This window comes from Sphingomonas cavernae, from assembly GCF_003590775.1.
GTDB lineage: Bacteria > Pseudomonadota > Alphaproteobacteria > Sphingomonadales > Sphingomonadaceae > Sphingobium_A > Sphingobium_A cavernae.
The window spans coordinates 741022-765505 of sequence record NZ_QYUM01000002.1 but is presented as its reverse complement, the minus strand read 5'-3'; the positions used below and the strand labels follow the sequence as shown (position 1 = coordinate 765505).

The window sequence follows — 24484 nt, the reverse complement described above, 5'->3', positions numbered from 1 at the left end:
GCGCTCATGACCCGTCCCGCATTCGCCGATCCGCGGCCCAATACCGATCCCGACGAGGGCTGGAGCCTGCCGGCATGGGTCTATCACGATCCCGAATATTTCGAGGTCGAGATGGCTCGGATGATGCGGCCGAGCTGGCAGGTCGTCTGCCACGTCAACGATGTGCCGAATGCCGGCGACTGGCATACGCTCGAATTCCTGGGGGAAAGCATCCTCGTCATCCGCGGCGAGGACGCCCGGATGCGGGCCTTCACCAATGTCTGCCGCCACCGCGCGTCAAGGTTGGTCGACGGTTCGTCAGGCTGCGCGAAGAAGCTGATCTGTCCCTATCACGCCTGGACATACGCTCTTGATGGACGGCTGACCGGCGTGCCGGGCAAAAGCGAATATCCGACGCTGGTGATGGAGGATAATGGCCTCGCCCCCGTCGAGCTCGAGATCTGGCAGGGCTTCATCTTCGTTCGGCTCGAAGGCGGCGGTCCATCGGTCGCGAGCATGATGGCGCCCTATGAGGATCGCGTCGCACCCTATAGGTTTGACGAGGTGCAAGCGCTGGGCCGCGTCACGATGCGTCCGCGCAAGGTCAACTGGAAAAATGTCGCCGACAATTATTCGGACGGGTTGCACATTCCCGTCGCGCATCCGGGGCTCACACGGCTGTTCGGCCGCGGTTACGGCATCGAGGCCGAGGAGCATGTCGACCGTATGTGGGGGGCGCTCGTGGAACGTCCCTCCGCCAATCTTTCCGAGCGCATGTACCAGAAGATCCTGCCGCGCGTGGACCACCTGCCCGAGGATCACCAGCGGCTGTGGCTCTATTTCAAGCTGTGGCCCAATGTCGCCTTCGACATCTATCCCGATCAGGTCGATTTCATGCAGTTCATCCCCGTCTCGCCCACCGAGACGATGATCCGCGAGATCAGTTACGCGCTGCCCGATGAGCGCCGCGAGATGAAGGCCGCACGCTACCTCAACTGGCGGATCAACCGTCAGGTCAACACCGAAGACACCGAACTCATCACGCGCGTGCAGCAAGGCATGATGTCGCAGAGCTATACCGTCGGGCCACTCGGTGAGAGCGAGGTGTGCCTGCGCGCCTTCTGCCGCAAGACACGCGAGCTGATCCCCGAAGCAAGGCTGCACAGGGCGCCGGCGCCGGGGTGGAGTAACAAGCCGGCCGCGACGCTGGTCAACTGAAGCCGTTCGTGTCGAGCGAAGTCGAGACACGTCCAGCGCCAAACGTCCCTCGACTTCGCTCGGGACGAACGGAGAGACTGAGTTGAACAAGAAATACGACGCCGTCATCATCGGGGCAGGGCATAACGGCCTTGTCTGCGCCTTCTACCTGGCAAAGGCCGGGCTCAAGGTCCGCATCGTCGAGCGCCGCGACACCGTGGGTGGCGCCGCGGTTACCGAGGAATTCCATCCGGGCTTCCGCAACTCGGTCGCGAGCTACACCGTCAGCCTGCTCCAGCCCAAGGTGATCCGCGACATGAAGCTCGTCGATCACGGCTACCGCGTGATCGAGCGCCCGATCTCGAACTTCCTGCCGCAGGAGGACGGCGGGTATTTGAAGCTCGGCGGCGGTCTCGAGCGGACACAGGCCGAGTTCCGGCGTTTTTCCGAGCACGACGCGAAGGCGCTCCCCGCTTATTATGACGCGCTCGAAAATGTCGCCGAGGTGTTGCGCGACCTCGCGCTCAAGGCGCCGCCCAATGTCGGCGACGGCCTGAAGACGCTTATCGACGGTGCGCGGCAGGGGCGGCGGCTTGCGAAGATGCCGATCGAGCAGCAGCGCGACGTGCTCGACCTGTTCGTGAAGTCGGCGCGCACCTTCCTCGATAGCTGGTTCGAGAGTGAGGCGGTCAAGGCGGCCTTCGGCTTCGACGCGGTGGTCGGCAACTATGCCAGTCCCGATACCCCGGGCTCGGCCTACGTGCTCTTGCACCACGTCTTCGGCGAAGTGAACGGCAAGAAGGGCGCATGGGGCCATGCGGTCGGCGGCATGGGCGCGATCACGCAGGCGATGGCAAAGGTGTGCCGTGACGCCGGCGTCGAGATCAGTCTGGAAGCGCCCGTCTATCGCGTGCTCGTCAACGGTGAGAGGGCGGTGGGGGTACGGCTCGAAAGCGGTGAGGAGGTGATGGCCGATATCGTCGCGGCTAATGTCGGGCCCAAGCTGCTCTACGAACGGATGATGGACGCGGTCGATGTCGGGCCAGAATTCCTGAAGCGGATCAAGGCGTTCAAGGCGGGTTCTGGTACCTTCCGAATGAATGTCGCGCTCTCCGAACTGCCGCGCTTCACCTGCCTGCCCGAGCCCGGCGAGCATCACCAGTCGGGCATCATCATCGCGCCGACGCTCGACTATATGGATCAGGCGTTCATCGACGCAAAGGCGCATGGCTGGTCGAAAAAGCCGATCGTCGAGATGCTCATTCCATCGACCGTCGACGACAGCCTTGCTCCCAGGGGGCAGCATGTCGCGAGCCTGTTCTGCCAGCAATTTGCGCCCGAGCTTCCCGACGGCCGCGACTGGGATCAGGAAGAGGATGCCGCGGCCGACACGATCATCGACACCGTCGAGCACTATGCCCCGGGCTTCCGCGCCTCGATCCTCGGCCGACAGATTCTCAGTCCCAAGGGGCTCGAGCGCAAGTTCGGCCTCGTCGGCGGCGATATCATGCACGGCAATATGTCGCTCGACCAGCTCTGGACGGCGCGACCGGTGCTTGGCCATGGTTCGTATCGTGGGCCGGTGAAGGGTCTCTATATGTGCGGCGCGGGCACGCATCCCGGCGGCGGCGTGACCGGCGCGCCGGGCCATAATGCGGCGCATGAGATCCTTGCGGACCGAAGCTTTGTCGGGCGGATGCTTCGACGCGCGTGAACGTGGGTCAGTGCTGGAACGCCATCTGACGCGTGCCGAAATAGACGGGAACGCCGACCGCGAGCAGCACCAGGATCCAGCCGCTCGCCTCCCAGCCTGCGCCGTAGAAGGTCCACAAGGAATAGATGACGCCGAGGCTGGCAATGGCGACGAAAGCCGCCGAGCGCGGGATCACTTTTTTATAGGCGAGGCGCAGGCTCGCGAGTGCGCAAAACAGGTAGAGGACGAGCGCCGAGGCGGTCGAGAGCAGCGCCATGAAGGTGAAGAGGCTCGCCATCGAGCGCTCATAATTCATGTAGATGAGCACGCTGACGAGCACGCTCGAGACGAGCAGCGCGCGTACAGGCGTCTCGCGTGCGTCGGTTTTGGCGAACCAGCTCGGAAAGCTGCCAGCGCGCGCCATCGACAGCGCAACCTCGCCCTGCATCAGGACCCAGCCGTTCAGCGCGCCGATCGCGGCAATCGCGACGAAGAGGGCGACGAAAAGCGCGGGCTGCTCCCCCCAATAGCGCGCGATGAAATCGGCGAAGGGCGCGCCGGACTGCGAGACCTGCGCTAGGGGGAGCATCAACGTCACCGCCGAACAGACGATGATGTAGAGCAGGCCGACGAGCAGCGTGCCGATCATCGTCGCGCGCGGAATGGTGACTTGCGGATTGTCGACCTTGCCTTGCGGCACCGCGGCGCATTCAAAGCCCAGCATCGCCCAGAGCGTGAGCGCTGCGGTGGCGGTGATCGCGGACGGCGAGATGTCTGCGGCGCGAAAAGCGACGATTTCGGTCTTTTCTACGCCTGCGCCCATGAGCAGTGCGATGACGACGACCGCTATGAGCGGGAGAAGCTTCAGCACCGTCGTCACGATCTGGAACCACCCCGCCGATCGTGCGCCGCGCAGGTTGATCAGCGTCACCGTCCAGAGCAGTCCCGCGGACAGCAGCGCGGGCAGCCCCGATATCTTCGTGATCCCCGGCGCGAAGATGCTGAGCGCGCTGACGGCTGCAATTGCGATTGCGGCATTCGCCACCCAGACCGAGATCCAGTAGCTCAGCCCCATCACAAAGGCGGGCAGCGGCCCGAAGGCGGCATGGACGAAACCATAGGGTCCACCGGCTTGCGGCAGCGCCGACGACAGCCGCGACAGGACATGCGCAAGGCAAAGCGCGCCGCCGATCGTGAAGATCCAGCCGAACAGCGCGTTCCAGCCATAGGGCGCGAGGCTCGCGGGAAGCAGGAAGACGCCCGAGCCGATCATGTTGCCCATGACGAGCGCGAGGCACATCCAGAAGCCAAGTGCGCGGGCTGGGGCTGACTCGCGGTTCATACTACGATGTCATTCCCGCGAATGCGGGAATCCAGATGGCTTCGAACAAGATGACGGCATCCTCTGGATTCCCGCTTACGCGGGAATGACACGTGTGGGAATTCAGAACTTGGTTCCGACCTTGATCCCGATCGTCCGCGGCTGGCTGACATAGGTATAGACCTTGCCGCCGATCGCGGTGACGCCGTCGGGATCGCCGCACGTCGTCTCAACGCACTGGATCGCCTTGCCGACTGAGCCGAGCTCGTCGAACAGATTGCGCACGAAGATCTCGGCAGACCAGCTTTTGCCTTCGATGCCCGCGCTAAGGTCGACGGTGGTATAAGCGGGGAGCGATCCGAGCAGGTCGCGCTCGAAGAGGCGAAGATCGCTCGTCCGCTTGCCCTCATGAGTAACACTGCCCTGGAAATGGGCATTCAGGCTGCCGATCGGAACCTCGTAGCGCGCGACCGCATTGCCCTTGAACTTCGCGGTGATCGGCAGACGTGTTCCTGCGGGCGCCAGAACCGCATTCGGATCGGGGATGCCATCGTCGTCGGTATCCGGGCCCGGCAGTGAGCAGTCAAAGGCCTGATTGGCAAAAGTGCAGAAATCCTCTGTGATCTCGGCATCGTTGTAGGAGCCACCAAAGGTCAGCGTGAATCCCTCGGCCGGCCGCACATAGACGTCAAACTCGGCGCCGCGAATCCGGGCGTTGCCCGCATTGCGGATCTCGGTCAGCCCGTTTGCGCCGAGGAAGGACAATTGCGTGTTGGTCCAGTCGAGCTGATAGACCGCGGCGTTGATCCGTAGCCGCTTGTCCCACCATGTCGTCTTGAAGCCGATTTCGTAATTGTCGACGAAGTCCGCGAGATATGGCGGAATCGAACCACGACGGTTGATGCCGCCCGGCCGGAAGCCACGCGATGCCGTGGCATAGACCAGCGCGTCGTCGTTGAACTTGTAGGTCAGGTTGATCTTGTGGATGAAATCGGTGTCCTGCGTGCGTTTGTCGAGATTGGTGCAGGGGGAGCCCTTAACCTGCGACGGTCCCTGGCACAGATAGTCGGGGTTCGAGCTGAAGCCCGGATTGTTATAGCCGAAGAAGCCGACGAGCGTGTTGTCGAAATAATAAATGCGCGTTCCCAGCGTCACGCTCAGCTTGTTTGTCACATCGGCAGTCAGCTCGCCAAAGGCGGCATAGTCGCGATCGACGCGCAACTGCTTGGTCAGCCAGATATTGCTGTCGGTGCCGGGAACGGTGATCGAGTCCGCAATATTGTCGATGATGTAGTTCTGTTCGATATTGTGCGTCTGGCGCTGATAGAACAGGCCGCCGATAAAGCGCACGCGCTTGTCGGCCGGCGAGGCGAGGCGGAGTTCGTGGCTCTGCTTGGTGAAGCGGTCGACCGACTGGATATACTGGTTGGGGTTCACCAGATCGCCGTTATTGTCGTAGAAGAACGTGCCGTATCCCGAAATGGCATCGTAGAAATAGGCATAGTCGACATAATCAGATTCGCCGGTGATCTTGCGCTTGAGATACGCGCCGGCATAGGTGAGGTCCCAGTTGCCGATCTTGCCTTCGATAGTCAGCGCCGCCTGGATCCAGCGGTCGTTGAACCGTTCGGGATTGAACTGCTGCACCTGAAGCTCGTCGAGCCCCGATTCCTGCGCGAAGAATCCGTGGCTGACCTGTTTCTGGGCCATCACCTGCGGGGTGATCGTCCAGTTGTCGTCGAGGTCGATCCTGAGCGCGGCGCGCCCGCCATAGGTCTCGACGTCGTTATAGTCCTTCTCGACGAAGGGCGCGTTGTCCATCGTGATGCCCGAGCTCGGGAAGGTCAGCGAGCCCGGGATATTGTCGATATAGCCGGCGTCCTTCTTGTACCAGCCGACGATGCGCACCGCGGCGCTGTCCGAGATGGGCGCGTTGAGGAAGGCCTCGCCGATATATCCCTCGCCGCCATGCGCCACCGTGTTCACTTCGACATTGGCGGCGCCATAGAAGCCTGACGTATCGGGTTTGTTGGTGATGATGCGGATCGTTCCCGCCTGGCTCGAAGCGCCATAGAGCGTGCCTTGCGGACCGGCCAGCGCCTCGACGCGTGCGATGTCGAAGACATGGATGTCGAGCGCGCCCGTCGTCGTCGTGATGGGCTGCTCGTCGAGATAGATGCCGACCTGCGGCAGCGGGCCCGAATGGTTGGCATTCTCGCCCGAGGCGACGCCGCGGAAATAGACATTCGCGCCGCCGGGACCGGTCGTCTGATAGCTGACATTGGGCAGGAAGCGCGCATAGTCATCGAAATCGGTGACCTGGAGCTGCTCGAGCTTCTCGGTGCCGATCGCGGTGATCGCAATCGGAACATCCTGCAGATTTTCCTCGCGTTTCTGCGCGGTGACGATGATGACGTCACTGTTCGATGCCTTCGGTTCGGTGCTTTGTGCCAGCGCGGTCGCACTGGTGGCGAGCATCGTCGTTCCCAGCAGCGCGGCAATGGTCAGACGGACGGAACTGTGGCTCTGGTCGAGATCGGAAACGCGCATATTCCTGCCCCTTAAGGAAAGCGTTCACATTAGAAACGAAATCTGAGTCGCTTTCGGGAGAGCGTCAATTTTGATTTCGATCAAAGCCTTTCGTCGGTAACGATTGGCGCCGCCCTGTGACGAAAATATCACGAAACTTTCAAGGCGGCGGGGCTTCAGGATATCGGTCGAGGACTGGGCCGAGCGCATTTTTGAGCAGATCCAGCCAAGGCTCGAACGCCTGCCACTGATCCAGCCCCTCGCGGCTGATCGGGCGGCGGACCTGTTCGGAGCTCGCGGTCCGGACGGGCCGATCGGTCTCCCAGAAGCGCAGGCAGCCGGGATCGAAATCGAGACCAAGATAGGCGAGCAGCCGGCGGACCTCCGCCTCGGTATCGTCGACCAGCGCCTCATGGACCACACGGTGGACGCGCCCGGGCAGCACCGCGTCGACGTGTGCCATAAGCTTCACATAATCGCGATAATAACGTGCCATGTCCTCAAGCGCATAGCTGAAGCCCTGGCCGCGCGCGAAATGCTGCTTGAAGTTGGAGAAGCAACAGGCGAGCGGATGGCGTCGTGCGTCGATGATCTTCGCATTGGGCAGGATCAGGTGGATCAGTGGAACATGCGCCCAGTTGTTGGGCATCTTGTCGATGAAAAAGGGGCGATTTGTCTTGCGATTTACGCGCGTCCTTTCAAGATATTCGTTGCCGAGCGTGGCAAATGCTTCAGCATTCATTGCATCGGCGCATTCGGGATAGCGCGCATCACCCCGGCCGAGCCGCAGCGCGATCGCGCCGATATCGGGCAGTTCGTGCGTGCCCTCGACGAGCGCATGGCTGGCGAGGATCTGCTCTATCAGCGTTGATCCCGCGCGCGGCATGCCGAGGATGAAGATCGGATCGGCCGCGGTTGATCCGTGCCCAGCGCGTGTACCGAAAAATTCTGCGGTGAACAGCGCGCGGCTTCTCTCGACAAGGCTACTGATTTCCTGCGGATCATAGTCGATCATCGCGCGCCGCAAACGGTTGCCCTCGGCATAATGCGCGAACGCGCCTTCCGCGCGCGCCTGATCCTCGAGCGCCTTGCCCAGCGCGAAATGGAGGTGGAAGCGATCTTCAGCGCCGAGTTCGGTCTGTTCGAGCGCAGCGGTCATCGCTGCGATATCGTCGGCATCGAGCGCGATGGTCTTGAGGTTGGCGAGGCTCCACCATACCTCGCCCAGCCCCGGCGCGATCGTGATCGCCCGACGATAGGCGGCGATACTGTCGGTCTGGCGTCCGACGGTCTTGAGCACATGGCCGTAGCTCATCCACACCTTGGGTTGGTCGGGAAAGCGCTGCAGCACATCCTCGTACAACGCGATCGCCTCGTCGAAACCGCCGACCCGGCCGAGCGCCGCGGCTTTCAGGTTGCGGTGCGCCGGGTTGGCGGGGTCGGCGTCGAGCAACCGGTCGAGCTCGGCGATCGCCTCGGGCGCGCGATTCTGGCGATAGAGCACGGTCGCGAGATTGCCGCGCGCGGCCGCGAAGCCGGGCGCCAGCTCGAGCGCGCGTCGCAGCAGATTCTCTGCATCGCCATAGCGCCCCAGCCGCCCCGCAAGCTCGGCCATCATCCGGATTGCCGCGACGTCGAAAGGATTCGTCTTGAGACGCGGGCGCAATATGCGCTCGGCATCGGCAAGCGCGTTGTCGAGCAGCGCGTGCGCCGCCTGCACCAGTTCGGGATCATGCACCGAAGCGGCGATCGCATCGAGTTCGGCGCGTTCGGCCGAGTCGTCGTCGCCCGTGGCGCGCAGCGATCGCGCGAGCAGACGCAAGGCCTCGGCATTGGCCGGGTCGACCGCGAGGATCTCGCGCGCCTGTCGGGCGGCCAGCAGGGGCGATTCGTTGAGTAACGCGCGGCCATGTGTGAGCGCCTCGTCGATGCTTCCCTTCGTGCGCGCCTCGGCAAGTGGCATGCTGATCGACCCCTTTATTCTATGACCTGGACGTCTCTCGTCGCATCGGAGCAAGTTTTTCGCGGGCACGCAACCGGCCCGGGATGACCGGGCGACGCCATGCATAGCTATCGGATTCAGCGTCATTTTTGATGCCGCTACGGCTTCGCGCGGGCATGCCGGGCTGCTCTCCAAATCGCCACACCTGCGTAATGAAAACACCGAAGTTTACAAATATTAAAAAGCGTTAACCCTAAAAGGGCGTGACTTCGCATGGTTACCAAATTATTAAAGCCAAGTAAGGGCCGAGTCGTGGGGTCGCCCCGCGCCCTTGAGAGCGACGCAAAGAGTAGTCGTGCTGGAAGCATGGCTGTGCTTGGCGGATGTGGGGGCATTCCTGCACCTAAAGGGCCGAGATGCATCGGTTTTTTAGCGAGGTGGCCTGCTGCCTTTTTTGGCGTCTGTGGGCGCCGTGACGGCCAGATCCTCCATTCACCCAGCGCGGTTTCGGCCGGTGAAATTGTGTGGGGAGTGGGGATTATGGATTTCGAGCGCATTTCTGGCCGCGAACTCGCGCAGCAGGCAACAGGCGAAGTCGAACAGACTTCCACCGCGCAAGAGGCGCAGGCGATCGCCGCGCTGCAGCAGGCGGCAATGGCGCCAGGCACGCTGCGCGTCATCCCCGGCCCCGATGGTGTCGTGACCCTCCCCGAGGGCGCATCGCTCGACCATATCAGCGTTTCGGGCCGCGATCTTGTCGTCCAGCTTCCCGACGGCTCGCAGATGGTGATCGTCGATGGCGCGGTGTTCGTGCCGCAGATCGTGATCGGCGGCGTCGAGATCCCGGCGCTCAACCTCGCCGCGCTGCTCATCGGCGACGAGCCCCAGCCCGCCGCAGGCCCACCGCAGAGCTCGGGCGGCAATTTCGAGGCGCCCGTCGGTGCGATCTCCGATCCCTTCGACCTGGGCGATCTGCTGCCGCCGACCGAGCTTGCCTTCGCTCAATATGAAGAGAGCGAGCTCTTCCCCGCGCAGCCCGACCGCGAGCCCACCATTTCGATCGTGTCTGCCGACAATGCGGCGGGCGCGGCGATCGCCTCGGCCTCGGTCAACGAGGCGGGGCTGCCCGCGCGCGGCGGCGAGCCCGCGGGCTCGAACGCCGCTGCCAATAGCGAGACGACGACGGGCTCGATCCTGTTCACCGCGCCCGATGGGCTGGCGGGCGTCGCGATAGACGGTGTGGCCGTGACCGCGGTCGGCCAGACGATCACCGGGCCCTTCGGCACGCTCACCATCACCGCGATCGCCGAGGGGCGGATCGACTACAGCTACACGCTCACTGACAACACGTTGAACGGCAATCCGGCTGACGTGTTCACCGTGACCGTCACCGATGAGGATAGCGACGTCGCGACCGGGACGCTCACGATCAACGTCATCGACGACGCGCCAACCGCGCGCGCGGACACCGATTTGGTGGCCGCGGGCACCTATGGCCCCGAGGCGGGCAATGTCTTCACCGGCGCGGGCACCACGAGCGGTGCTCCGGGCGCTGATACGCCCGGCGCGGACGTCGCCGCGGTGACTGGCGTCCGGCTTGGCGCCAGCGGAAGTTTCGCCGCGGTGACTGCCGCAGGCGTCACGATCGACGGGCAATATGGCGTGCTCACGGTCAAGGCCGATGGCAGCTACAGCTATGTCCGCAATCCCGGCACGCCGGGTGGCGTCAACGACGTCTTCAACTACCAGATCACCGATGGCGACGGCGATGCGTCGACGACGACGCTCACCATTGCGATCGACGACAGCGGCGTTGGCGTCCGCGTGCCGACCGCCAGCGAGAATACCAGCGTTTCCGAGGCGGGCTTGCCCGCACGCGGGGGCGAGCCCGAGGGGTCGGCAGCCGCGACCCCTGCCGAAACCACCTCGGGCTCGATCGCGATCACTGCGCCTGATGGCGTTGCGAGCGTCACGATCAACGGCACCGCGGTAACCGCCGTTGGCCAGACGATCACGACGCCGACGGGTGTTTTCACGATCACCAGCATTGCGCCCAATGCGATCGGCTACAGCTACACGCTGACCGACAATAGTTCGGGCAACAACACGACCGACACGTTGACCGTTGTCGTTACCGACAGCGATGGCGATAGCGCGACCTCTCCGCTCGTCATCAAGATCGTCGACGACGCGCCGACCGCGCGCGGAGATAGTGACAGCGTTGCTGGCGGCACCTTCGGCCCAGCGACGGGCAATGTCATCACGGGCGCGGGCACGACCGGCGGGCCTGCGGGTGCGGATACCCAAGGCGCTGATGGCGCGACCGTCACGAGCGTGGGCAATGGCACGAGCTCGGTCGGCGCGGGTACGGCGATCGTGGGCCAGTACGGCGTGCTGACGCTCAACGCCGACGGCAGCTACAGCTATGTCCGCAATCCGCATACGCCCGGCGGCGTTACCGACAGTTTCACCTATACGCTGACCGACGGCGACGGCGACACCTCGACCGCCAAGCTCGACATCCTTATCGGGAACGCGCCCATGCCTGAGGCGCCCGAACCGGTTTTTGTGACGGTCTATGAATCGGGCCTTGCCGCGCGCGCGGGCGAGCCTGCGGGTTCGGACAGCGCCTCGGCAAGCGAATCGGCCTCGGGCACGATCTCCTTCTTCTCGTTCGACGGCGTCGCCAAGGTCGAATTGGCCGGCACCGTCATCACGCCCGGCAGTCTGCCCCAAACGGTGTTCAGCGATGCGACGGGCACGCTCGTCGTCACGAGCTACAGCTATGACCCGGCCACGGGCCAGGGCGAAGTGGGCTTCACCTATACGCTCACCGATAACACGCTGACCGATCCGACCGATCTGCTCGACTTCCCCCTGGTCGTCACCGACCTTGATGGCGGTAGCCATAGCCGCGACCTGCTGGTCGAGATCATCGACGACGTGCCGGTCGCGCGCGATGATGCCCCGGTCAGCGTTGCCGAGGATGCGGCGGGCACGGCGGGCGGCAATGTGCTGGCGAACGACACGCAGGGTGCGGACACCGCGACGCTGACCTCGGTCACGATCGGCGGCGTCACAACCGCGATCGCCGCGGCGGGCACGACCAATGTCGTCACCGCCAACGGCACCTACACGTTCCAGGCCAATGGCGCGTGGACCTTCGATCCGAGCGCCAATCTGAACAATGCGAGCGGGGTCGACGCCTCGTTCAGCTATGTGATCACCGATGGCGATAACGACACGTCGACCGCCAACCAGCCGATCACGATCACCGATGGTGCGGGCCCGGCGGCGGGTGCGCCGCTCAACCTCTTCGTCGACGACCAGTTCCTGCCCGGCGGCAATATGCCAGACGGGTCGGTCCCTGCGACGCCCCACACGGGTATCATCACCTTCACCGCGGGATCCGATGCCATCGTCTCGATGGTCTTCGGCACCGATCTTTCGGGGCTTGGCGGGGGGCTGGTCTGGACGCGCGTCTCGGACACGCAGATCGTGGGCAAGGACGGCGCGACGACGATCGTCACGCTCGACCTGACGCGCATTGGCGATAACGCCCAGATCAAGGCAACGCTGAGCGACAATTACGACAGCCATCCCGGGATCGATATCGACGATCTGGTAGCGCTTGGCTCGGTGAATGTCGTTGCGACCGACATCGATGGCGACACTGCGACGGGCACGGTCAGCGTGTCGGTCTCCGACGATTTGCCGATCGCGAGCGACCAGACCGACGACGTCACCGAAGACGGGCCGGTTGTCGCCGACGGCAATGTGATGACGGGTGTCGGCGGGACCGACGCCAACACCACCGACGGCGATCCCGACCGGCCCGGTGCCGACGGTGCGGTGGTGACCTCAGTGCGCTTCGACGGCACGACGGTGGCTGCGGGCACCGCGATCGCGGGCAAGTACGGCACGCTCGTGATCAATGCCGATGGCAGCTACAGCTATACGCTCGACAACGCCAACCCGCTTGTTCAGGCCCTGTCGGCCGGGCAGGGGCTGAGCGATGTGTTCTTCTACACGCTCACCGACGGTGACGGCGACACCGACACGACGACGCTCAAGATCCGGATCACGGGCGCCAACGATGGCGTCACGATCACGGGGCTCGGCGTCGAAGGCGGCGAGCTGATCGTCAACGAGGACGATCTCCTGGACGGCTCCTCGCCCGATGCGCCCGCGCTGATCCAGACGGGCAGCTTCAGCTTCAACGCGGCCGACGGACTCGGGACGGTCACGGTCGGCGGCGTCGCCGTCATAAGCGACGGCAGCTTCACCGCGCAGACGATCACAACCGCATTGGGCACGCTCAAGATCACGGGCTTCACCCCCGTGACCGCGCCCGACGGCTCCATCATTGGCGGCAGCTTCACCTACCGATACACGCTGACCGACAACACGCTGACGCACGGCGCCCCCGGCGAGGACAGCGTGCTGGCCAGCTTCCCCGTCATCGTCACCGACGCCGACGGCTCGACGGCCAACGCCAGCCTCGATGTCCGCATCATCGACGACGTGCCGGTGGCTACGGACGAGCCGGGTCGGACTGTCGTCGAAGGCGCCACGGTCACGGGCACGCTCGACTTCGTGGGCGGTGCGGATGGCGCGCGCGTCACGCACGTCAACGGCGCCGCGCTGGTGTTCGGCGTCGACGGCTATTCGCAGGCGGTCGACATCGGGCATGGCGCGATCAGGGTGAAGGCCGACGGCAGCTACAGCTTCACCGCGGATGCCTCGGTCAACGGGGCGGGCGCGGCCTCGGCGGTGTTCACCGTCACCGATGGCGACAACGACACCGACACCGGCACGGTCAGCTTCACCGTCACCGATGGTGCGGGTCCGGCGGCGGGTGCACCGATCACGCTGACGCTCGACGACCAGAATCTTGCCGACGGCTCGACGCCGGCGGGTCCCGACAGCGACACCGACAGCATCGTCTTCACGCCGGGATCGGATGCGATTGCGAGCATCGCCTTTGGCGCGAGCGTTGCGGGGCTGGGCGGGGGTCTGACCTGGACGCGCGTCTCGGACACGCAGATCGTGGGCAAGGACGGCGCGACGACGATCGTCACGCTCGATCTGGTGCGCGCCGGCGACAGCGCGCAGGTCAAGGCGACGCTGAACGACAATTACGACAGCCATCCCGGCATCAACCTCGACGACCTCGTCAATCTGGGCAGCGTCGGCGTGGTCGCCACCGATACCGATGGCGACACCGCTGTGGGCACCGCCACCGTCACCGTCTCCGACGACGTGCCGGTGGCGCGCGATGACACCGATAGGGTCAACGAGGGCGCTACCGAGACTGGCAATGTCCTGACCGGCATTGGCACGGTGGGCGGTGCCGCGAACGCGGATGCGCCGGGTGCCGACGGCTATCACGCGAGCGGCGCAGTGGCCGGGGTCGCCAGCATCAACGTTCCCGCGAACAGCGATACGACCGTGGACGGGTCGGGCAATTATCAATTGTCCGGGCAATATGGCGTGCTGACGCTGAACAAGGACGGCAGCTACAGCTACAAGGCCAATGCGAACGCGGTCACCAGCAACGCGGTCGACAGCTTCACCTACACGATCCGTGACGGCGACGGCGACACGACCACCGCGATGCTGAGGATCAACGTCAACAACGTGACGCTGACCGCGGACAACCAGACCAAGACTGTCTACGAAGCAGCGCTCGACACGAGCGCCACGGGCAGCGATCTGGGCGCGGGCACGGTCACGGGCAGCAATCCGGGTCTCGCGACCGAGACGGTAACGGGGCAGCTCGCGGCTACCGGCGCTGTCGGCTACACGCCGCAGACGATCACGGGCAATTACGGCCTGTTCAAGCTCAACGCCAACGGCAGCTATACCTATACGCTGACCAAACCTTACGACACGACGCCCGATGCCAATAACGGCAACAACACCGAGGCGGCGCGCGAGAGCTTCACCTACACCGCGAGCGATGCCAGCGGGAATACCGTCACCGGCACGATCAAGATCGACATCGTCGACGACAAGCCCGATGCCAGCAACGACACGGCCAACCTTCAGGTCGTGGTCGATGATCTGGGCGTCGGCTCGATCGTGGCCAAATGGACCAACGTCGATATGACGTCGGACAATACGACAAATTATGATCGTGACGGCGACGGTCAGACCGATGAGATCCGTTGGGGCACCGGCAGCAACGGATCGTCGGGCTACGGCTTCGTCGACAACCCGGCGCTGTCCAGCACCCCGGTGCTTACCAACCAGACATTCTATCTGGGAACGTTCACGCACTTCAACCAGCCGGTCAACGGCGGCACGCTGGAGAGCACCACGCTCTCGGTGACGTTCATGGCAACGATCAACGGTGAGGAAGTCGAGGTCGGACCGATCCTCGTCAACTTCACCCACACCGAGACGTCGAACACCAGCGATCCGAACGCGAGCCGCGACATCATCAGCATCGCCACCAGCACGGCAACGGTGAACATCGCAGGACAGAATTATACGCTCGATATTCGCGGCTTCGTCGACGAGAACAACAATATCGTCTCGACCGTGCGGACCTATGAAGGGCAGACCAACAGCTATCAGTTGGCCGTGCGTTTCGTGTCGTCTGACTCGACCAACGTCACCAAGACCGGTGACGTGTTGCAGAACGACGTTCGCGGTGCCGATGGCGGGCTGCTGACGGCGGTGACCGGCTATAATTCGAGCGACAATACGGCCAACGGCGCGAGCAATTATGAAGTCCTTGGGCGCTACGGCAAGCTCGTCATCAACAAGAACGGCAGCTACACCTACACGCTGACGACCGATGGCGCCTCCGTGCCCGCCGGTGCGCAGGAGACGTTCAGCTACACGATCACCGACGGCGACGGCGACACCGATACCGCCAATCTGGTGATCAACATCAGCAAGGTCGACGGCGGCGACAATTTCGCCACGGGCGACCGCGTCCTGACCAACCAGAGCGGGGCCGGCGCAATCGTCGTTCCCGAAGCGGCGCTGCTGTACAACGACAATCCCGGCACGACGGTTGCAGGCGTCACACCCAACACCGCGGGCGGGGACAATGCGACGCGCGCTGGTGGCAACGTCACCTTCACCGATGGCGGTACCAATGGCGGTTCGTTCACCTATACGGGCAGCAATGGTGGCAACACCGAGCCGACCAATGTGAGCGTCGACCGCGGCGCGGCCGGCAACGCGACGATCAATGGCACAGACTACAGCGAAATCCTGATCGGTCGCGATGGTTCGGCCGACACGCTCAATGGCAATGGCGGCAAGGACTATCTCCTCGGCAAGGGCGGCAATGACACGCTGAACGGTGGAATCGGCCACGACATTCTTGTCGGAGGAAAGGGTGAAGACACTCTGACCGGTGGTTCTGGCGCGGATCGCTTTGTGTTTTCGGCTAGCGACAGCGTAGCCACTGTTGGTGGATCCGGCCGCAATGGAACGATTTCCGGCTTCGACAAGATAAGCGATTTCAATGTGTCGCAGGATATTCTTGATCTTGCAGGCACGCCGTTCGTGGCCGTGGATACGAATGGGACGAACGGAAACGACAGCGCGCTGCGCGTATCGAGCAGCAGCGGCAGCACGGTAAAGTCGCACGCCATCAGCAACGGCATGATTAGCTTCGCGACCACCGACAGCTATTCGTCGGGCACGCCGATTGACGTCAATTCAGATGCGCGTGTTGCTGCAGTGGTTCAATATCTGCAACTTAACGATCTTGGTGCACCAGGCGCGACGGTGGCGTTTGTGTCGGATGGCGATACCTATGTCTATCAGCAGGTGGGCGATGCGCCGAATGCGGGCAATGACATCCTCGTCAAGCTAGAGGATACATCCATCTCGAACCTGTCCTCGCTGATCGGTTCGACGGTCACGCCGGTCGTGCTCGACCTGGATGGTGACGGCGTCGAACTCGTCGATCGCTCGGCGGGCGTGACGTTCGATTATGATGTCGACGGAGTGCGTGAGGCGACAGCTTGGGCTGGCAGCGACGACGGCATCCTTGCGCTCGATCGCAATGGCGACGGTGTCGTCAACAATGGCGCCGAAATCGTCTTCGGTGGCAACGGGCTGACCGACCTGCAGGGGCTGGCGGCAAACTTCGACAGCAATGGCGATGGCATCCTCGATGCCAGCGATATCGGCTTCTCGAAGTTCGGCGTGTGGCAGGACGCGAACGGCAACGGTGTCAGCGAGGCGGGCGAGTTCCGTTCGCTCGGCGACATGGGCATCGCGAGCCTCAAACTGACCTCGGACGGAAAGGCCTACAGCGCCGCCAATGACGATGTCGTCGTCCATGGCGAAACGGTCTTCACGCGCACCGATGGCAGCACCGGCGTCGCGGGCGATGTCAGCTTTGCTACGGGTGGCGCAGCGCGCCCCGACGAGGCGGGGCGTCAGGCCGTGGCCATCGGCTTGACAGGACTTGCCAGCGCGCTTGTCGCAGCCAGCCTGGTGGCCGCGCCGCTGCTGACGCCCGAAAGTGGCAAGACTGATGCGAAGACCGGTGGCGACATGGCGACGCCCGCGGCGGATGCCACTCAGTCGCAGGCGGATGTTTCCGTCAAGTCGGCGCCGGACGGCGAGGCCATGCAGCCGCTGGCACTCGACGCACACAAGCCGGAATCTGCGCCGTTGGCGCATCTCGATCGCGGGTCGGACGATGACGGCGGTCGCGGCGGGGATGCGACGCGGATGGCCGATGAAGGCATGACGGACCATGCGTCGACGCCGCTGCTTTCGGACAGCGATGCGGCCATCGCCGACATCGCTGACCATGCCGCGCCGTTGTTCATCGATATGGTGGCAATGCCCGCAATTCCCGCGGCGATGGCGCCTGTCGCTGACGCGGTGGCCGCACCGCAAAGCGAGGCGCTCGCCTCGGTGCTTGCCGACGCGCTCGGCGGCGGGGCGGGCGATGGCCCCGATATCGACGCGCTGCTTGCGGCGGCGACGGGAGACAGCGGCGATCCCGCCGGTCTGCTCGCTGCGATGGGCGGCAACGACGCGGCCGCGTTCGCGGGCGGCATGGCGACGGGCCACGGCTTCGACTTCGCGATGCTGACGCACGATGCGGTGCTTGCGGTGAATCACGGATGACCAGGGTGGGGAGTAGCGCAGTGTACGAGCCAGTTTTGCGGGAGGGGAAGATGAAGGCACAGCTTGGTGCAGCAATGATCGTTGCGGCTGCGGCACTTGTGCCGGGGCAGGCGTCGGCGCAGGTCAGCCCGCGTTCGCCGCTGCTGGATCTGGACAGGGCCGAGCTGCGTTCGCAGATCGACAGCCGCTACCAGTCAGCGGTGCAGGCGACGCAGGCGAGCGAGATCAAACGATCGGCGGATTCGCGCTTTGTCTGGGCCGCCGAGGCCAAGGTGCAATGCGGGATCGCTCTCGGCTATCTGAAGAGCGGCACCAGGGACGAAGCAAGCATCAACAAGTGCGACGGGTTCTCGACGCGCATGGCGCAGGCTTCGGCGCCTGCTCCGGTCGCCGCGGCACCAGCGCCCGCGCCCGGCTGCGGCGTCGATCCCAGCGTCTCGGTCTTCTTCGACTGGAACGCCGACGCCCCGCTCGCAGAGGCGCAGGCGACGGTGCAGCAGATGGTGGCCAGCCGCGCAAGCTGCGGCTGGACCCGCCTTGCGGTGACCGGCCATGCCGACCGCTCGGGCTCGGACGACTATAATGTCGGCATCTCGACGCGCCGCGCGAACAACATCGCCGCCATGCTGGAGAACGCGGGGGTCGCGGTCAGCGACATGACCGTGTCGGGCAAGGGCGAATCCGAACTTAAGATCGAGACCGCGGACGGCGTGCGCGAGCCGATGAATCGGCGCGTCGAGATCAGTGCACAGTAATCCGGGGGACAAGCCATGAAGAATAGCAACAGGATCAAATGGATGATTGGCGTCCCCGGCGCGCTCATGCTGAGCGTCGCGGGGCTGGCACAGGCGCAGACCGTCGATCTCAAATCGGCAATCGAGGCAGCGCTTGAATCGCATCCTGAAATCAACCAGGCCGCGATGAACAAGGAAGCCATCGAGTTCGAGCGCAAGCAGGCGCAGGGCCTGTTCATGCCGCGCGTGACGACCGAGGCATCGGCTGGCGTGCGCCGGCTTGAGAACAACACGCGGCGCTCGCTCGGCATCGCCGATCAGACGCTCTATCCACTCGAATCGAGCCTTGTCGCCGAGCAGGTGATCTATGATTCGGGCGTGCGCTCGTCCGAGCTCAAGCGCCAGGCATCGCGCACCGACGGCGCCGCGCTGCGCGTCGAGGAGCGTTCGGAGTTCGTCGCGCTCAACGTGTCGCGGCAATATCTCGATTATCTCCTCCAGCAGCGGATTGTCGCTGCGTCGGAAGACAATGTCGCTTTCCACCAGGGGCTGACGAACGATCTGCGCGAAGGCGTCGCGAAGGGCTCGATCAGCATCGCCGATCAGCAACAGGCCGAGGAACGGCTGCAGTCCGCGCGTGTGCGTCGCACCGAAGCGCAGGAAGAACTGGTCAACGCCGCTATCGCGTTTCGGACGCTGACGGGGCTGTCGATCGAGCAGGTCTCCATGCCGCCTTCGCTCAGGGCAAGCCTGCCGCCTTCGCTCGCCGAAGCGGTGGAGGGCGCGCGCGACAAGAACCCGCGGGTGCGTGAAGCGATGGCCGATATCGACGCCGCGCACGCGATGGTCGACAAGGCCAGGGCTGAAATGTACCCGGTGCTCTCGGTTGAAGGCACGGGTCGCGTCGGCGACGATGTCGACGGTTTCCGCGGGCGCACCGAGGATCTGCAGGCACGCGTCGTGCTGCGCTGGAACGCGTTCGACGGCAACATCAATCGCAACAAGGTGCAGGAAATGGTGCGCCGTTCGAGCGAGGCGCGCTTCCGTATGCACCAGCTTCAGCGCGAGGCGGAGGAAGACGTCCGTCGCGCATGGAACCGCTGGGAGCAGCAGGGCACGCTCGTCACCGAACTGGAGCAGCAGAGCCGCGTCACCGACGATCTGCTGCTCTCTTACCGCGAGCAGTTCAATGTCGGCCGGCGCTCGCTGCTCGACGTGCTCGATTCGCAGAACACGCGCTACAATGTCCAGGTCCGCACCGAGACCGCGCGTTTCGCGCAGATCTTTTCCGAATATCAGGTATTGGCAGCGACGAATGCACTGTTGACCTCGATGGGCATTGCGCCTCCCGGTTCCGCAAAGACATACGCGCGCGATCGATTCAAGGTTGGTCCGACCGATCCTGCCGAGACGATGTACCGGCGTTATCCGAAGTAAGCGAAGGACAGGCGGGGCGCGTGGGGCGCCCCGCGCTGTCGTGGGGAGTAACGAAGTGACTTTGGTTGAGTGGCACCGGGATCCCGCGCGCGTCGCGGGCGATGACGACGTTCTGGCGTGCATCGCGATGGTGGCCCGCCGCTACGATCGGCCGTCATCCCCGGTGACGGTGCGTGCCGGGCTGGCGCTCGACGAGAATGGGCGCCTGCCCTTCCATCAGATCGAACCAGCGCTCGACCAGATCGGTCTGCGCGGCGAAAGCACTCGCCGCGATCTCAAGCGCTGGAAGAAGCACGACGTTCCCGCGATCCTCAAGCTCTCCGACGACCGCGCGGTCGTGTTGCTGGAACTCGCCGACGACGACGCGCAGGTCCTGATGCCGGGGCGCGAGGAGCCCCTCTGGGTGCCGCGCGCATCGCTTGGCGAGCTGTACGAAGGCGCGGCGGTCGTGATCGAACCCGATCCGACGCAGGACCGCGAGGCCGAACGGCCCTGGGACAAGGCCAGGCGCACGCACTGGTTCTGGAGCGAGGTGTGGAAGGTGCGCGGCGCCTTTACCTATGTCGCGCTCGCGGCGCTCATCATCAACCTGCTCGGTTTCGCGCTGCCGCTGTTCACGATGAACGTCTATGACCGGATCATCCCCAACAAGTCGACCGCCAGCCTGTGGGTGCTCGCAGTCGGCGTGCTGATCGCCTTTGCGATGGAGTTCACGCTGCGGCTGGCACGCGCGCGGCTGATCGACGAGACGGGGCGCGATCTCGACGCACGGCTTTCGCAAAAGCTGTTCGAAAAGGTGATGAATATTCCGCTCGCTGCCAGAGACGGCAGCACCGGCGCGTTCGCACGACGCGTTTCCGAATATGAGATGGTGCGCGATTTCTTCGCCTCGACCACCGTCGTGCTCGCGGTCGACGTGCTCTTCCTCTTCGTCTTCGTGATCCTGATGGCGGTGCTGGCGGGCTGGCTCGCGCTCGTTCCGTTGGTGGCGATTGGCGTGATGGCGTTTGCGGGTATTGCGCTGCAAAAGGCGATGGCGCGCGCAGCGCTCGAAGCACAGGCCGATTCAAGCCTGCAGCAATCGGTGCTGGTCGAATCGATTGGCGGGCTCGAGACGCTGAAGGCCGTGCGCGCCGAAGGCCGGATGCTCGGACGCTGGCGCCGCTATGCCGAGATGAGCGCGACGACGCAGGAGCATCTGAGGAAGCTCACCTCATCCGCGGTCAATCTGGCCTCGGTGTGCCAGCAGACGACGAGCATCGCGCTCGTCATTGGCGGCTTCTACCTGTTCAACGCGGGAACGATCTCGATGGGCGCGATCATAGCGATCGTCATGCTCGCCGGGCGCGCCATGGCGCCGATCGGGCAACTCGCCTTTCTCATGACGCGCGCGCGCCAGGCGATGGTGACGATGGACGGGTTGCAGAAGATGATGGAGTTCGAGGACGAACGGACGCAGGGCAGCCGCAGCATCGTTCCCGAGATCCGCACCGGCGCTATCACGCTTGAACATGTCGCGTTCCAGTATCCGGGCTCGGGCAAGGACTCGCTTGCCGATATCTCGCTGACGATCCGGCCGGGTGAACGCATCGGCATTATCGGCCGCGTCGCTTCGGGCAAGTCGACGCTGGGGCGTGTTCTGTGCGGCCTCTATCGCCCGACCGCGGGCAGCTATCTGCTCGACGGGCTCGACAGCCGCCAGCATCATCCGCACGAAATGCGTTCGGCGCTGCGCTATGTCGGGCAGGATGCCGAGCTGTTCAGCGGCACGATCCGAGAAAACCTCATGCTCGGCGCGCGAAGCCAGGACGACGAGAAGCTGGTCGACGCGCTGAAGCGATCGGGCGCCGGCATCTTCCTCGCGCGCGATGCGGCCGGCTTCGACCTTAATGTCGGCGAACGCGGCTCAAAGCTTTCGGGCGGACAACGCAGTTTCCTCGTGCTCGCGCGCGCGCTGGTTGAGCCGTCCAGGCTGCTCTTCCTCGACGAACCGACGGGCGCAATGGATACGCAGACCGAGAAGCTGTTCATCGAGCATCTCGCCAGGGCGGTGACGCCCGATCAGACGCTGATCGTCTCGACGCACCGCCACGCCATGCTTGCGATCGTCGATCGGATGATCGTGATCGACCAGGGGCGCATCATCGCCGACGGGCCGCGCGACGAAATCCTCTCGTCGCTCGCGGGCCGCGCCGGAAAGGAAGCAGCATGATGCCGACGCACACCGCGAAACCCGGACTTCGCGCCACCACGCGCAGCGCCGCCATCGCCGGCATGGTCGCTCTCGCGGTGGCCGGATCGGCCGCAGGACTTGGTTGGGAGCAACTCGCGGCGCTCACGGGCTTTGCGGGCGAGCCCGCGGCGGCTGCGGATATCGCGCCGGTTTCGCGCGCTGAACAAAAAGCGTTGGTCGAGCTGACGCGTGGCCCGCAGGCAGCAATCATGGTCGAGGGACAGGACGCGCTCCTTGCCAACGCCGCGCTGCCCTTTTCCCAAACGCCGATCATCGCCGCGCGCCCCTTCTCGATCGCGGGCGCTGGCGTGTCGGACAAGGAACGCGCGCTCCAGTGCATGACGCAGGCGGTCTATTACGAGGCAGGCTTCGAGCCCGTCGAAGGCAAGCGCGCGGTCGCGCAGGTCGTGCTCAACCGGATGCGCCATCCCGCCTTTCCGAAATCGGTGTGCGGCGTCGTCTATGAAGGCTCCAACCAGCGCGTCTGCCAGTTCAGCTTCACCTGCGATGGTTCGCTGATGCGCGCACCCGCGCCCGCAGCCTGGGCAGAGGCCCGCAAGGTTGCGACGGAGGCGCTGAGCGGCGCGGTGCAGAGCGCGGTCGGCCTCGCGACGCATTATCACGCCGATTATGTCTCGCCCTATTGGGCGCCACGGCTGACCAAGCTCGCGCAACTGGGCGCGCATATCTTCTACCGCTGGCCGGGCGGCTGGGGCGCCCCCGGCGCGTTCGGCGGGCGCTATGCCGGGCTTGAGGCGATCCCCGCCTTCCGCACCGACGCGCTGGCCGATGCCACGCCCGTCGACCCTGCGGAGGCGTTAGGCCTGCCCGCCGAGCGGCGCGCCGAAAACGACGTCGGCGGGCGCCTCGACATCTCGAAGGGATGGGCGCTCAAGATCCCTTCGCCGACCGAGAGCAAGGGCAGCTTTGCCTCGATCACGTCGCAGCAGGCGGGCGCCACCCCGGCGCCCACCACGCTTGCGGCAAATGACAAGAATATTGGGAGTTAACGTGTTTGCGCGTCTGACACACTGGTTCAGGGGCCTTGGGGGTGCCGGGCAGATCATCGTCGCAAGCGCAGTCGGGATGGCGTTGTTCCTGCTATGGGCGAGCCTTGCCCAGATCGATGAGGTAACGCGCGGTCAGGGGCGCGTTATCCCGTCGAGCAAGGCCCAGATCGTGCAGGCGGCGGAACCGACGACGATCGACGCGATCCTCGTCCGCTCGGGTCAGCGCGTCCGCAAGGGGCAGTTGCTCGTGCGGCTCGACGACACCCAGTCCACATCCGAGCTCGGCCAGATCGCCGCGGAAACACGCTCGCTCGAGGCGCGCGCCGCGCGTCTGGGACGTGAGGGCGGCGTGGGCGGCGGCACGGACTGCACCCCGGGCACGAACGGTCAACTGCCCGCCGAATGTGCGCAGGAAGCCGCGCTTCAGGAGGTGCGCCAGTCGGCGCTCAGGAGCCGGCTTTCAGGCATGAGTGCCGCCGTCGAGCAGCGCCGCCGCGAATATGCCGAGGCGCAGGCGACCATCGCCAGCCTCAGGAGCAGCGTCCAGCTCGCGCAGGACCAGGTCAACATGCTCGCACCGCTCGCTGCCAAGTCGATCGTGCCGCAGACCGAACTGCTCTCGGCGCAGCGCGAGCTGGTCGATCTGCGCGGGCGTCTCGCAGCAGCGCAGCAATCGGCCTCGCGCGCGGCCGCAGGCGTCAACGAGGCACAGGCCCAGGCTTCCGAAGCCAATTTCCAGTTCCGACAGGAAGCGCTCAACGAACGCAGCCAGCTTTCCGCGAAGATCGCGATGAACACCGAGTCGCTGCGCGGCGCCGCCGGGCGGGTCCAGCGCTCGGAGATACGCTCGCCCGTGAACGGCGTCGTCAACGACGTTCAGGTGACGACGATCGGCGGCTTCGTGAATGCGGGGCAGAAGATCATGCAGGTCGTCCCGCTCGGCGACAAGCTGCTGGTCGAGGCCCGTGTGACGCCCAAGGACATCGCCTTCATCAAGATGGGCGATCGCGCCAATGTGAAGGTCACCGCCTATGACTTCTCGATCTATGGCGGCCTGACCGGCAAGGTGGTGCAGGTCTCGGCGGACAGCATCTATGACGAAGCCGCCAAGGAAGCCTATTTCACGGTGATCGTCGAAACCGACAGGGCGTATCTCATGGCGGCGGGCAAGCAATTGCCCATCACGCCGGGCATGATCTGCGATGTCGAGATCATCACGGGGCGCAAGAGCGTGCTCTCCTATCTGCTGAAGCCGGTGCTCAAGGCGCGCTCGGAAGCGCTGGGCGAGCGCTAGA

11 protein-coding genes are annotated in these 24484 nt (G+C 64.5%); 8 read left to right on the top strand and 3 right to left on the bottom strand.

The window, feature by feature from the left end; translation table 11 throughout:
* The first annotated feature begins 6 nt into the window (after window positions 1-6).
* Window positions 7-1197, top strand: coding sequence for an aromatic ring-hydroxylating oxygenase subunit alpha (locus D3876_RS03785; RefSeq protein WP_119759738.1), 1191 nt, complete (start codon window positions 7-9; stop codon window positions 1195-1197).
* 82 nt (window positions 1198-1279) lie between these two features.
* Window positions 1280-2890: a phytoene desaturase family protein gene (locus D3876_RS03780; RefSeq protein ID WP_119759737.1), complete on the top strand. Its 1611-nt coding sequence runs from the start codon at window positions 1280-1282 to the stop codon at window positions 2888-2890.
* A gap of 7 nt (window positions 2891-2897) precedes the next feature.
* On the opposite strand, the gene D3876_RS03775 is transcribed toward D3876_RS03780, so the two are convergent.
* From D3876_RS03775 to D3876_RS03765, 3 genes are all read right to left on the bottom strand, one after another.
* A complete protein-coding gene (locus D3876_RS03775) occupies window positions 2898-4211 on the bottom strand; it encodes an amino acid permease (protein WP_119759736.1) in 1314 nt (437 codons plus the stop codon).
* Window positions 4212-4313: 102 nt separating this feature from the next.
* Window positions 4314-6740 carry a TonB-dependent receptor gene (locus D3876_RS03770; RefSeq protein WP_119759735.1) on the bottom strand — a complete coding sequence of 809 codons (2427 nt, stop codon included), beginning with the start codon at window positions 6738-6740 and terminating at the stop codon, window positions 4314-4316.
* Between the two features lie 139 nt (window positions 6741-6879).
* A complete protein-coding gene (locus D3876_RS03765; RefSeq protein WP_119759734.1) occupies window positions 6880-8682 on the bottom strand; it encodes a tetratricopeptide repeat-containing sulfotransferase family protein in 1803 nt (600 codons plus the stop codon).
* Window positions 8683-9201: 519 nt separating this feature from the next.
* Here D3876_RS03765 and D3876_RS03760 point away from each other — a divergent pair.
* The 6 genes from D3876_RS03760 to D3876_RS03735 are packed head-to-tail and all read left to right on the top strand — an operon-like array spanning window position 9202 to window position 24483.
* Window positions 9202-17775 (top strand): beta strand repeat-containing protein, encoded by an 8574-nt coding sequence (locus D3876_RS03760; protein WP_119759733.1) that lies wholly within the window; start codon window positions 9202-9204, stop codon window positions 17773-17775.
* A gap of 50 nt (window positions 17776-17825) precedes the next feature.
* Window positions 17826-18530, top strand: coding sequence for an OmpA family protein (locus D3876_RS03755; protein ID WP_238475227.1), 705 nt, complete (start codon window positions 17826-17828; stop codon window positions 18528-18530).
* 15 nt (window positions 18531-18545) lie between these two features.
* The gene (locus D3876_RS03750) at window positions 18546-19946 is read left to right on the top strand and encodes a TolC family protein (protein ID WP_238475226.1); all 1401 of its coding nucleotides are present in this window, start codon (window positions 18546-18548) and stop codon (window positions 19944-19946) included.
* Window positions 19947-20001: 55 nt separating this feature from the next.
* Entirely contained in the window at window positions 20002-22158 is a 2157-nt protein-coding gene (locus D3876_RS03745) for a type I secretion system permease/ATPase (RefSeq protein ID WP_238475225.1), read from the top strand.
* Window positions 22155-23189, top strand: coding sequence for a cell wall hydrolase (locus D3876_RS03740; protein WP_119759732.1), 1035 nt, complete (start codon window positions 22155-22157; stop codon window positions 23187-23189). The genes D3876_RS03745 and D3876_RS03740 overlap by 4 nt, the downstream gene beginning before the upstream one ends.
* Window position 23190: 1 nt before the next feature.
* The gene (locus D3876_RS03735) at window positions 23191-24483 is read left to right on the top strand and encodes an HlyD family type I secretion periplasmic adaptor subunit (protein ID WP_238475224.1); all 1293 of its coding nucleotides are present in this window, start codon (window positions 23191-23193) and stop codon (window positions 24481-24483) included.
* Window position 24484 lies beyond the last annotated feature (1 nt).